At 35.4% G+C, this 13,328-nt stretch carries 12 protein-coding genes; 2 read left to right on the forward strand and 10 right to left on the reverse strand.

The window, feature by feature from the left end; translation table 11 throughout:
- Positions 1-68: 68 nt before the first annotated feature.
- From MHH66_RS15250 to gntK, 10 genes are all read right to left on the reverse strand, one after another.
- On the reverse strand, positions 69-308 hold the full coding sequence (locus MHH66_RS15250; RefSeq protein ID WP_078185385.1) for a LemA domain protein: 240 nt from the start codon (positions 306-308) through the stop codon (positions 69-71).
- Between the two features lie 76 nt (positions 309-384).
- Positions 385-1,812, reverse strand: coding sequence for a basic amino acid/polyamine antiporter (locus tag MHH66_RS15255; protein WP_063219602.1), 1,428 nt, complete (start codon positions 1,810-1,812; stop codon positions 385-387).
- Positions 1,813-2,025: 213 nt separating this feature from the next.
- Positions 2,026-3,537 carry an ABC transporter permease/substrate-binding protein gene (locus tag MHH66_RS15260; RefSeq protein ID WP_002085827.1) on the reverse strand — a complete coding sequence of 504 codons (1,512 nt, stop codon included), beginning with the start codon at positions 3,535-3,537 and terminating at the stop codon, positions 2,026-2,028.
- 3 nt (positions 3,538-3,540) lie between these two features.
- Positions 3,541-4,488 (reverse strand): ABC transporter ATP-binding protein, encoded by a 948-nt coding sequence (locus tag MHH66_RS15265; RefSeq protein WP_100248630.1) that lies wholly within the window; start codon positions 4,486-4,488, stop codon positions 3,541-3,543.
- Between the two features lie 102 nt (positions 4,489-4,590).
- A complete protein-coding gene (locus tag MHH66_RS15270) occupies positions 4,591-5,148 on the reverse strand; it encodes a YdcF family protein (protein ID WP_002165881.1) in 558 nt (185 codons plus the stop codon).
- 63 nt (positions 5,149-5,211) lie between these two features.
- The gene (locus tag MHH66_RS15275; RefSeq protein WP_016102081.1) at positions 5,212-6,441 is read right to left on the reverse strand and encodes an MFS transporter; all 1,230 of its coding nucleotides are present in this window, start codon (positions 6,439-6,441) and stop codon (positions 5,212-5,214) included.
- A gap of 1 nt (position 6,442) precedes the next feature.
- Entirely contained in the window at positions 6,443-6,979 is a 537-nt protein-coding gene (locus MHH66_RS15280) for an NADPH-dependent FMN reductase (protein WP_002031805.1), read from the reverse strand.
- A 142-nt stretch (positions 6,980-7,121) separates the two neighbouring features.
- A complete protein-coding gene (gnd, locus tag MHH66_RS15285; RefSeq protein WP_002012680.1) occupies positions 7,122-8,018 on the reverse strand; it encodes a phosphogluconate dehydrogenase (NAD(+)-dependent, decarboxylating) in 897 nt (298 codons plus the stop codon).
- An 18-nt stretch (positions 8,019-8,036) separates the two neighbouring features.
- Complete coding sequence (locus MHH66_RS15290) at positions 8,037-9,386, reverse strand: GntP family permease (RefSeq protein WP_002141651.1); 1,350 nt, start codon at positions 9,384-9,386, stop codon at positions 8,037-8,039.
- Positions 9,387-9,400: 14 nt separating this feature from the next.
- Positions 9,401-10,939 (reverse strand): gluconokinase, encoded by a 1,539-nt coding sequence (gene gntK / locus MHH66_RS15295; RefSeq protein WP_002085840.1) that lies wholly within the window; start codon positions 10,937-10,939, stop codon positions 9,401-9,403.
- Between the two features lie 394 nt (positions 10,940-11,333).
- Between gntK and MHH66_RS15300 the strand changes: the two genes are divergently transcribed.
- Positions 11,334-12,236 carry an ABC transporter permease subunit gene (locus MHH66_RS15300; protein ID WP_002031814.1) on the forward strand — a complete coding sequence of 301 codons (903 nt, stop codon included), beginning with the start codon at positions 11,334-11,336 and terminating at the stop codon, positions 12,234-12,236.
- Positions 12,233-13,252 carry an ABC transporter permease gene (locus MHH66_RS15305; RefSeq protein WP_078185386.1) on the forward strand — a complete coding sequence of 340 codons (1,020 nt, stop codon included), beginning with the start codon at positions 12,233-12,235 and terminating at the stop codon, positions 13,250-13,252. The genes MHH66_RS15300 and MHH66_RS15305 overlap by 4 nt, the downstream gene beginning before the upstream one ends.
- Positions 13,253-13,328: the final 76 nt, after the last annotated feature.

The following is a 13,328-nucleotide window of genomic DNA, read 5'->3' on the forward strand; positions in this document are numbered from 1 at the left end:
GAACTACAATCTAAAACTAGAAATAAAAAACCTGACGTCATCCGTCAGGTTCAAAATTAAAACGTATATTAATGAGAAGGAAATGCTTTTTTTTCTTGTAAAATGGCATTATGAGCGATTTTCATTTTAGCAAGTACGTACCGTAATCGATCTTCGGCATTTTCATCTTTATTTTGCTGCAAACTCGCTAAATTTTCAATCACGCCTCGAAGTTCAGGATGATGATTAAAAAAAGATTCTTGTACTAATACTTTCCTTAAATCACTAGCTAAATCCATAATTCTAGACAACTGTTCTTTTTCTTCCATTTTCATCCCTCCTGAATATCTTATGTATTAAATATTCTCTAGACAAGGAAAAAAGCCCTTTAAATTAAAAGGACTTTTACATTTTTATAGTTCCTGTCAGTAACATATAAAGTGATGTAATAGCTGCAATAACAATTGCCCACATCACATATCGCTCTTTGCCTGCAAAACAACGATTCCCTTTTTCTTTTCTTGCAAACATATACACGAGAATCCCAATACCATATACGATTGAAACAAGCAATAAATTCTTTAAACCAGCTGCATAAATTAACCATACAGAGTATAGGGAAGCAATTAATGCTAACAATCCATTTTTTACTCTCGCAACTTTCATCTCTTTCGTGATGACTAATTTCAATTGAAATAGCGCTGATAATAAGTACGGCAGTAATATAGATGTTGACGCAATAAAATACATAATTTGATATGTCGATTGTGAAAACAAAACGATTATAAATATAGTTTGGGCAACGATATTTGAAATCCACAATGCCATATGCGGCGTTTGTTTCTTATTTGTTTTCGTAAAGACTTTCGGAAACACGCCGTCTTTTCCTGCTACGTGAGAAATTTCAGAAACAAGTAAAAACCAGCCAATTAATGTACCTACAAGTGACGCAACTAATCCAATATTAATTGCCATTGCACCCCATGGCCCAACAACATGTTCTAATACATGTCCCATTGAAGGAGTCTCTAATACTGAAAGTTCTTTTCTTGTCATGGCTCCCATTGACAGAACAGAAATTAAAATATAAATAGACATTACTAAAATAAGTCCAAGTACTGTCGCTTTTCCAACGTCTCTACTATTTTTAGCTCTTCCTGATAATACAACTGCTCCTTCAACCCCAATGAACACCCAAAGGGTTACAAGCATTGTATTTTTCACTTGACCTAGTACAGAGGAAACTGAGATAGTTCCTTCGCCCCAAAAGTCATGTGTAAATGTATCCCAGCGAAACGCTGTTACCATCACGACAATAAATAATAAGATCGGAACTAATTTCCCAATCGTTGCGATAACATTCATAATGGAGGCTTCACGAATTCCAAATAAAATTAGAAAATGCAATGTCCATAATAAAAGTGATGCACCTACGATTGACGCAACATTATTTCCGCCTTTAAAAATTGGGAAGAAGTAACCTAATGTACTAAACAGTAACATAATTGTTGCAACATTTCCTAAAATCCCTGCTAGCCAGTATCCCCAAGCACTGTTAAAACCAATATATTCACCGAATCCAGCTCGTGCATAACTATAGATTCCGCCCTCAAGCTCCGGTTTTTGTCTTGCTAACGTTTGATATACGAGCGCAAGTGGAATCATTCCCATTGCTGTAATACACCAACCAATTATCGTTGCACCACTATTTGCTCCTACTGCTAAATCATGCGGTAAACTAAAAACACCGCCACCAACCATCGTTCCAACTACTAATGCGATTAACGGAAAAAATCCTAACTTCTTTTCTATTTGTACCACCCCATCTGTCATTCTAGGTGTTATGTTCGTTCAACTATTAAAGTCACCTTTTTCTCTAATAGACGTTTCTCTTATATTTTTTCAGGAAAACATTACTTATTCTAAAAGAAAATGAAGAAAAATGGAATACTTTTTTGAAAAAATGTATAAGTATGCACAAAAAAACCGTTCATTTTGTAATGAACGGTCATTTCATACATATAAAATTGTATATTTATTGTAAAATTAACGAAGTAACTTCTCTTTTTGTAAAAATTGTTTTGCGACTTCTTCGCTACTTTTCCCATTCACATTTACTTCATAATTCATTTTTCTCATTTCTTCATCTGTAATCTTTCCAGATAATTTATTTAATACTTTTTCGAGTTCAGGATATTTCTGTAACGTCTCTTTTCTTAATAATGGTGCTCCTTGATAAGGCGGGAATAGTCCTTTATCATCTTTTAGCACTTTAAGCCCATATTGCTCCAATTCACTATCTGTTGAATATGCATCGATTACGTTAACATCTCCCGATTGTATTGCACTATAGCGCAGTTTCGGTTCCATCGTTTTAACATTTGAAAACTTATAGTTATATAATTTTTGCATTCCTTTATAACCATCTTCACGATCAGCAAATTCTAATGTAAATCCTACTTTAGCTTCCTGTGCAATTTTTCCTAAATCAGAAATTGTATTTATGTTATTTTGATCTGCTATTTTTTTCGGCATGGCTAGTGCGTATGTATTGTTATACTCCATTGGCTTTAACATAACCATATTATATTTCTTTTCCATTCCAATACGAGCTTGTTCATATACTTCATCACGATTTGTACTTTTCGGTTCTTCTTTCACGAAAGTAGATAAAGCTGTACCTGAAAATTCTGGGTATATATCTACTTCACCTGATTTTAACGCTTCGAATACAAATGCTGTTTTTCCAAGGCCTGGCTTTAATTCCACTTGTAAATCTGTATCCTGTTCAATAAGTTGCTTGTACATTTGAATTAATATTTCTGGTTCAGATCCAAGTTTACCGGCAATAACTATGTCTTTCTTTTCGGTATTCCAAAGAAATGGAGCAGCTATCATTACTACAACTATACATATCGTCAATATAACGCGCTTAGAAGAGCGTTTCGGGCTCTCAAGTATGCGAAGTACTATATCAAAGAATAAAGCGAGTAACGCAGCTGGTACGGCCCCTAAAATGATAAGCGCATGGTCATTTCGATCTATGCCTAATAATATGAGCTTACCGAGCCCACCAGCGCCTATTAAAGCAGCTAATGTAGCCGTTCCAACAATTAATACCATCGCTGTACGAATACCAGCCATAATAATTGGCAATGCGAGCGGAAGCTCTACCTTCCATAATCTTTTCCAGCTATTCATCCCCATAGCTCTCGCCGCTTCTATAAGTGATTCATCTAATTCCCGTATTCCTGTATATGTATTTCGTAAAATAGGTAATAGTGCATACACAACTAATGCGATTATAGCTGGCAGTTTTCCAATTCCTACTAACGGAATTAATAGTCCAAGTAAAGCAAGTGAGGGCACTGTCTGCATAACAGCAGAAGTCCCTATAATAAATTCAGCCATTCGTTCTTTTCTCGTTAATATAATGCCGAGTGGCACTGCAATAATTACTGCAAAAAATAGTGAAATAAGCGATATTTGTAAATGCTCACTTAATGCACTTAGCAATTCTACTTTTCGTTCTTGGAACGTTTGAATAAAATCAGTCACTGTTTAGCCTCTTTCCTTCATTTGTTCAACAATGTAATTGACAATATGACGACTTGTTAACGCTCCAACATATTGACCATGCTCTTCAACCGGCACTGACTCTTCAGTTTGTAAGCGGACTAGTGCTTCTTGTAATGACGAATGTAAAGATAAAGCATTCCCTTGAACTCGTATACCCTCGTCTAGCGGCAATACCTCTTCTATACTCTTCCCCTCATACCAAGGTCGTCCACGATTTCCAATGAACTCCTCTACAAACTCATTTTTCGGGTTATGTATAATTCCTTCTGGTGTATCTAATTGAACAACTTTTCCTTCTTTCATTACACAAATACGATCACCAAGTGATAAAGCCTCTTGCATATCGTGCGTTACGAACACGATTGTTTTTTGAATCTTTTTTTGCAATTGTACGATATCCTTCTGAAGCTGCTCCCTACTTAACGGATCTAACGCACTAAATGGTTCGTCCATAAGTACAATTTTCGGGTTTGCGGCTAATGCCCGTACGACACCAACACGTTGTTTCTGCCCTCCCGACAATTCATCTGGCATACGATCACGATATACATCTGGATCGAGCCCAACCATCTGTAGCAAGTCATCGACACGTGCTTTTATTTTCTTTTTGGTCCATTTTCTCATTTCAGGGACAACTGCAATATTTTCAGCAATTGTCATATGTGGAAACAGCGCAATCTGCTGCAACACGTACCCTATATTCCAACGTAGTTCGTTTATGTTATATTGTTGAATATCTTTTCCATCGATTAAAATTGATCCTTCCGTCGTTTCAATTAAACGGTTAATCATCTTCATTGTCGTTGTTTTCCCGCAACCACTCGGACCAATGAGAACAAAAAATTCTCCTTTTTTAATTTCTAAATGTAATGAATCCACTGCTTTTGTGCCATCTTCATACGCTTTTGACACATGATTAAATTGAATCACAGACACAACTCCTTTCATGTTGTTTCCTTTATTTTGATGGAATATAGCATTCATTTCAAATGATACGCTTTATTATACAAAAAAAGAGCTCTCATTTGAGCTCTAACGGTCGAACAATATTGTTTTCATAATTGCAGCATATTCACGCACATACGCTTTTTTCTTAGAGCGTCTCGGTGTTTCAGCAGCCAAAGCTTCCATCTTTATCCCTAAACGCTTTGCAATTATTTTCGTTCGATATAAATGATACGTATTACTTACAACTACCGCATGCTTTACATCATATAAATCCATACTAAACTTTAAATTTTCATACGTATTTGTAGAGCAGTCTTCAATTAAAATACGATTCTCATCTATACCATGTACCATTAAATAGTTTCTCATACTGTGAGCTTCCGGTATATCTTCATCTTCCCCTTGACCACCTGAAACAATTACTTTCACCTCAGGGTGAGCATGTAAATATTCCAACGCTATATCCAAACGATTTTGAAGAGATAAAGACGGTCTATCTCCAAATAACTTTGCACCTAATATAAGAACGTATGGAGAGTGATTACTCAATGTTTCACGAGCAACTTTATTCATTCGAAACGTCATATAAATGATGTATAGCGGAGGTAGTAATAAGATTATAAGCAATATCCATTTGTTCATAAATAAGTTAACACTCCCTTTCTTTTTATTATATAGAAAAAGAAAAGGAGGCAGAAGTATTTTTTAAACAATTGATTTATTAGACACATTCGCTTCCGTTTTACGTTTTGAAATTACATAATAAAAAGCAATCCCTAATGATAGGATCAATATACAGCTCAGTACGTAAAACGGGATCATTACCCCTGCTTTAGATACGCCTGCCGTAAACAACATTAATAATACAATTCGAATTCCTGTGCCAATTAATCGAAATAAGCTGTCCACACGTCCCATTACTTCGTTTGGGATTTCTTCCATCATCAATACATTTCTCGCCACTCGTGTTCCAGCATTTCCAATCGCATGGAAAATCGCTAGTCCATATAATAACATAATGGAAGGCTCAATAATCATTGCGGTAATTGAAATTACATAAATAACCATCGTCATAACGATTGAAATTTCTATTTTGACATATTTCATCATGATTGGAATACTTATTCCTGCAAGAACCGCTCCGACACCGTACATCATACCTTCAATTGCGTATACAGAGGCACTAGCTTTGAGTATATCTGAAATATATACTGGGATTAAATAATTTGCCATCATGACACCGATAAACGGCATATAAGTCGCTAGTAAAAACCAAAATAACTTAGGGCGCTTTTTCATAAAGTGAATTCCTTCAAACAATTGCTTCTTAAATGTTGCTTTCCGTTTTACTTCTTTTTTCTTTACATACGGTATACATAAGAAAAGAAAAAATGCTCCTGCAAAAGTTAACATATCCACTAACAAGATCCATTTCAAAGAAATAATCTCAATTAAAAAGCTAGCAGCTGCGCCTGAAATAACTTGCGTTAATTGTCCTTGTATTTCCATTGTGCCACTTAAACTTTTATAATGCTCTGATTGAAATATTTCTTGGTTAAATGCAAATATTGTGGGATAGAATAATAGATAATAGAAAGAACCTGCTATATAAATAATAATGTAATGAATAGAATTGTATGATTGCCCAGCAAATCCCCAAATGGCCATCATTCCTATAATGGCTATCCCGATACCTTCGTTACATAACAATAAAGATTTTCTTGAAAAACGATCTATGCTTTGCCCAATGAATGGTGTTAGTAAAAACATGATGAGAGTTGCAACGATAGAAACATAACCAAATGTTGTCTCTCCTCCACTTTCCTTAATTAACAACCACGGAATCGTTATCATAACAATCCCGGAACCAATAGCTGATAAACTATTGGCTCCTAGAATGTAATACAAGCGAGAATCATGATAAAGAGAGGACATATCACTCAACTCCTAATTGTTTTTTCACCTCTTTATATACGCTCATATATGCTTTTAATTCTTTAACTAAATCATGAATTAATGGTTTTGCATCTTCTCCAAGTTCACTATCTTGCACATGTAATCCATCAAGCACGACTTGTTTTGGAATTGCATTTGCGTAAACGCCTCTAGCGACAGTGCGCATACTATTTAATGCGTTTATTCCCCCTTTACCTCCTCCAGCAACTGCTAGTAATGCGACAGGCTTATGGATGAATTCACTGCTACTTAAGTAATCTAACGAATTTTTCAACGCTCCGCTCATCGCATTATGATATTCTGGTGTACATAGTACTACTCCATCCGCAGCTTTCACTAAAGCTTTTAATTTTTTTACTGCCTCTAATTCACGTTGTGATTCTTCTCCATTATATAAAGGCAATTCCGCTACTGCTAAATCGTATAACTCCCCTTCAAATTGCTCTGCAATATATTTTGCCACAACGCGAGTTCTACCGAATTTTCTTGGTGTACCGTTAATAACGACTAGTTTCATAATTATTTCTCCCCTTTGTTTTCAAGTTATATTTATATATTATCAGAAATTTCTATACAAAACACAGTAAAAAGAGGGAAAAACTTTCATTAAATAGTATGAGAAATAAAAAAACTCATACTTTCGTATGAGTTTCACAAAACTAATTTTTCACAACCTCATGTCCACCGAATTGATTACGAAGAGCTGAGACAACTTTCCCATGGAATGTATCATCTTCTTGTGAACGGTAGCGCATAAATAATGACATAGCGATAACTGGTGCCGCTGCTTGTAATTCAAGCGCTGTTTCAACAGTCCATTTCCCTTCTCCTGAAGAGTTCATAACACCTTTAATGCCATCAAGTTTCGGATCTTCTGCAAATGCTTTTTCAGTTAAGTCCATTAACCAACCACGGATAACCGATCCGTTTGCCCATACTTTTGCAACATCTTCATAATTGAAATCAAAATCACTTTTATCTAGTACTTCAAATCCTTCAGCGATTGCTTGCATCATTCCGTATTCAATACCGTTGTGAACCATTTTTAAGAAATGCCCACTACCAACGCGGCCTGCATATGAATAACCATTTTCTACTGCTAAATCTTTAAATAAAGGTTCTAGTTGATCATAAATTTCTTTTTCTCCACCAACCATTAAGCACGCGCCGTATCTAGCTCCTTCTACACCGCCTGATGTACCGATATCTACATAATGTAAGCCAAAGCTTTTCGCTTCTTCAGCACGGCGTAACGTATCCTTATAGAATGAATTTCCACCTTCAATAACGATATCGCCTTCCTCTAATAATGGATATACATCTTTTAGTACTGACTCAACAACTTCTCCTGCAGGTACCATTACCCAAATTGTACGAGGTGCTTCGAGTTCAGCAATCATTTCTTTTAATGTATGACGAGCAGTAATCCCTAATTCCCCTGCCTTTTCAACAAGCTCATTATTTACATCGTATACAACTACTTCATGCTTGTCTTCATGTAAGTGTTCAGCTAATGGGAATCCCATTTTTCCTAATCCAATTAAACCTAGTTTCATATTAATCAATCTCCCATTCTATACAAATATATTTAATAACGAAATTAATCCAAGTGCTACAACAGATAATATTGTCTCCATTGCGGTCCATGTTAATAATGTTTCTTTCACAGTCATTCCGAAATACTCTTTAATCATCCAAAATCCAGAATCATTTACATGCGATAATATTAATGACCCTGCTCCTGTTGCAAGTGCCAGTAACTCTACATTTACTCCTGGTGTACTTGCTGCAATCGGTGCTACAATTCCGGCTGCTGTCATCATAGAAACAGTAGCCGATCCCGTTGCAACTCGGATAAGTGCAGCAATTCCCCAACCTAATAATATCGGTGAAATATGTGATTCTTTCGCCATCTCCGCAATTGTAGTTCCGATCCCAGAATCTAATAACACTTTATTAAAGGCACCACCTGCACCGATAACTAACAGTATGTTTGCAATTGGGCCTAAACAATCATTTGTAACTTGTAAGACTTTGTCTTTAGAAAACCCTTTTGCATAGCCAAGACTAAAGAAAGAATATATCGTTGCAATTAATAATGCGACTATTGGATCTCCAATAAAATGCAATACTTGTGCAAGTTGGCTTGTTTTATTTAATGCTACTTCCGCTATCGATGCACCTAGCATAAGAAATACTGGAAGTAAAATAGTAAACAATGTATTTCCGAAGCTAGGAAGTTCCTTCTTCTTATCTCTTTCAATAAATTGCTCCGCTATATCTAACGGTACTTCTTTATGTATACGAGCACCAATCCATTTCCCGTAAAGCGGACCTGCAATTATTGCAGTTGGAAGTCCGACAATTAATGCATACAAAATTGTCTTCCCTACATCTGCTTTAAATATACCTACCGCTGCCATAGCTGCTGGATGCGGTGGAACAAGTCCGTGTACAACCGAAAGACCTGCTACTAGCGGAATACCGATTGTAATAAGTGATACCCCTGTTTCTAACGCAATTGTAAATACTAACGGAATTAATAGTACAAATCCAACTTGGAAAAATACCGGAATCCCTACTATAAATGCAACGAACATCATTGCCCAGTGAACACGCTTTTTCCCAAAACGTCCAATTAATGTGTTAGCAATTCGTTCAGCACCGCCAGACTCAGCCATCATTTTTCCAAGCATTGTTCCTAAAGCTAAAACAATCGCTAAAAACCCTAACGTATTACCGAGACCTAATTTAATAGAATCGATAATCCCCGGATGTTGTGGTGAAGTTCCAATTAAGGGCATCCCCATTGCTAGCCCAACTCCGATTGCTGTTAAAATTAACGCGACAAATGGATGCCATTTTACTACCGTAATTAGTAAAAGTAATATAACAACAGCCGCTAGTACGATCCCAACTACCATTTCTCCCAATCCCCCTATTGTTTACGTTGGAAAGCAGCTATACAATCAAATTCTTCTTTCAAACGATTGTAAAGTCGTTCATACATATAAAACATCTCTAAATATAAAGCCGTATTTTCTTTATTCGGTACATGGTGATGGACAATATCAATCCAATCCTTCACCTCTTCAAGAGAATCAATTTTCCCAATTGCATACAAAGCAAGTGCTGCTGCCCCAAGCGCAGATGCTTCATGACTTTCTGGAACAAGCAATTCTTTCCCCATCATGTCAGATAACATTTGTCTCCAAAATGCAGATTTCGCAAAGCCTCCTGAAACACGTATTTCAGTAAGTGGCCCTGTACAATCTCGAATGGCAAGTGCTACTGAATACACACTCATACAAACACCTTCCATAACTGCTCGTATGAAATGTTCACGTTTATGCTGAAGGTTTATCCCGAAGAATGTACCTCGAGCATTTGCATTCCAGTAGGGTGCACGTTCTCCAGATAGAAACGGTAAAAATAGTAATCCATCTGCTCCAGCTGGTACACTTTCTGCATACTTAATTAATAAATCATAAGGATCAATTCCAAGCTTTCTTGCTACCTCTTGCTCTGGGCTACCAAATTCATCACGTAACCATCTAAGTAATATTCCACCGTTATTCGTTGGTCCGCCGATCACCCAGTGCTCATCTGTTAATGCGTAACAAAAAGTTCTTCCTTTTTCATCTGTATTAACACTCGATGAAATTGTTCGAACCGCACCACTTGTCCCGATCGTAATTGCAGCTGAGCCAGGTGATATTGCACCGACACCTACATTTGCAAGAACACCATCACTTGCACCAATAACAACCGGAGTATCCTCACTAATACCCATCTTTTGTGCTAATTCCGGCTTCATTCCCGATAAAATATATGTAGTTGGTACAGGTGTTGATAATTGTTCTGGTGACATATTTAACATAGTTAAAACATCTTCATCCCAGTTTAATGTTTTTAAATTAAATAACCCTGTAGCAGATGCGATAGAATAATCAACTACATAGCGTGAAAATAATTGATAAATGACATACTCTTTAATGGAAATAAATTTATGAGCAGTTCTGAATAACTCCGTTTCTTCTTCTTTCATCCACAATAATTTAGAAAGTGGTGACATCGGATGAATCGGTGTACCAGTTCTTCTATAAATGTCATGACCATTCATTTGTTGTAATAGTTTTTCTGATTGCTTTGTGCTTCTATTATCTGCCCAAATAATAGAGCGCGTTAACGGCGCACCGTTTTCATCTACAGCAATTAAGGCATGCATCGCTGTACTAATCCCGATAGAAGAAATATCTTCCGGTGACACATTACCCTTTTCAATGGCAACGCTTACAGTTTTATATACAGCAGCACATATTACATCAGGATCTTGCTCAGCCCATCCGACGTTCGGTTGAATAATTGGATAATCAATTGCATGTGAAGCAATGACTTTTCCTTTCTCAGTGAATACAACCGTTTTCGTACTTGTGGTACCGATGTCAACCCCGATTACTCTCCCCCTTGTTTCCATGCGAACCTTCCCTTCGTTTCTAGCAAAATACGATCTAGTAAACCGTTTACATGAATTAGTATATAAAATATTTTTTCATAAATCAAGTTATGAAAAGAAAATTTTTTTCAAACCAAAATATACCTCTCATCTTCTAAATCACTCTCTTTATCTTTTTTAAATAACCTTTTTAATTTATCAAACATTCTTTCCCCTCCACCTAAAGATAATAATATATAAGTTCTCGTTTTCTTAGCTTGATGGACATAAGGCGTGGCTGCTTACTATCACTTTTTTACCTTGTAAATATATGTTCCATACTATAAAATCTAATAGTATTTATATTTTTCTGAAAAATCAAAACAAAATATGAACTTTATTGTATAATGTTGTAAAAAGATGTCGGAGGGATTTAATGTTATATAAAATATCTCAATTCACAATAAAACTTTCATCAATTCTTTTATCACTCTTACTATTACTAAATTTACCTTATTTATTTATCACTCAACAGGGATTCACTTTTCAACCAATTCATTTTTTTAATCAGATCGTTACTATGTTAAAACAGGTTTTCTCCCCTGAATCATTAGTAGTTATGGGATCAGACCCGAAATTTGGTCATTTCAAAAAGACACCATTATTTCCAACTGTTTTAGAACCTTACCTATATTCATTTACTGTATTATTTATAGCCTTTTTGCTTGCACTCTTTCTATCATCTAGTATGGCATTTTTTTATTTTTTAGCAAAAGATTATATAAAAAAATGGATAAACCGAATTGTGTTCATATTAGAAGCTGTCCCTGATATGATGATGATGATTTGTTTGCAAATATTTTTCATATGGGTACTTCAGAAATTAGGGGAATCTCCTGTCACCATTATTTCTTTTAATGAAAATCGAGCTTATTTACTCCCTATTTTATCTTTAGCAGTCTTACCTACATTACAAATGTTTCGGATGATGGTGTTATACATAAAAGAAGAACATGAAAAACATTACGTAGAGGTTGCATATGGAAAAGGACTTTCATCAAGTTATATACTATGCATTCATTTATTCAAAAATATATCTATCCACTTCTTTCATCATTTAAAAACGATTTTTGTTTTCTTACTTTCTAACTTATTCATTTTAGAATTTGTTTTTAATATGGAAGGCATTATTCAATTTTTATTTAAGAAGGCGTTTATTTCACCTCCAGCTGCATTTATCATACTTGTTATGATTATTTTACCGTTTTATGCCATTTTTCAAATAATCTCATTCATGATGAATAGATGGAAAAAGCAATTGAAAGGAGCAGCATTATGAAATCTATTTGGAAATCAAAACGATTTTTAATCGGCTTTACTTATCTATTCATACTTGTTTCAGCTAGTTTTATTTATAGTTGGTTCTTTAAAGATAACATCCCAAAACCTCCTCAGTTACTTTACAATGACAATAACGAATTACTTGGAAAGGCCCCCTTTTCGCCATCGTTAATGCCGCCTTTTGGATCTGATCGTTTTGGAGAGTCTGTTTTCTTACAAATTGTAGACGGAGCAAAATTCACTATCTTATTAGCTGTGGCAATTAGCTTCTTTCGAATTTTATGCGGAACATGTATAGGAATCCTCTTAAGTTTATACGCTCCAAGATTCAAGAGATTTTTCCAGGCATGCTCAGAAGTTTTTTACTATATTCCTACTTTATTTATCGCATTTATACTCATCACGCCCGTTAATATTGTAATCATATCAAATGCTGATAGATTAGATCCAAATATTTCATTTGCGTTTTATCAAGTTCTCGTACTTATTTTCGTCGCTCTACCTACACTTTCTTTATATATCTCCTCAGAGGTTGATGAATTTATGAAACGAGATTACATTTTAAGTTCACAATTACTGGGTGCTAGCCGTTTTCATATTATCAAAAAACACTTACGAGTCTTATTACTTGATCGCTTATTTGTGTTATTTATGGAACATATCGTCCAAACACTCATACTCGTTATCCATTTAGCGTTGCTTGATATTGTAATTGGCGGGATACAAATGCGTGAACTCTATGACGGAGTACTCAAACCTGTTTCTCTATCGAATGATTGGGCAGGCCTTATTGGATTAAATCGTTATGAAATGAATATTTCATGGTGGATTATTTTGTATACTCTCGTTTCATTCTTCATTACGATTCTATTTATTAAGCTTATGACAATCGGGATTCAAGATGCACTGAAAGCAAGAGATTCGCAAGTTGTAGCAATTCAAACCGTTCCAAATCATAAAAAATTTGTTAAAAGTAAAGATTCTTTTTCGTTTGTAGATAACGTGAACCTTTAATCATGTCTCATCAATCAAGTATTAATTTGCATTGATATTAGTAGAATATAAAAAAGATGATCCCTATTGAATACGA

It is taken from the genome of Bacillus sp. FSL H8-0492 (assembly GCF_038006145.1).
Lineage (GTDB): Bacteria > Bacillota > Bacilli > Bacillales > Bacillaceae_G > Bacillus_A > Bacillus_A mycoides.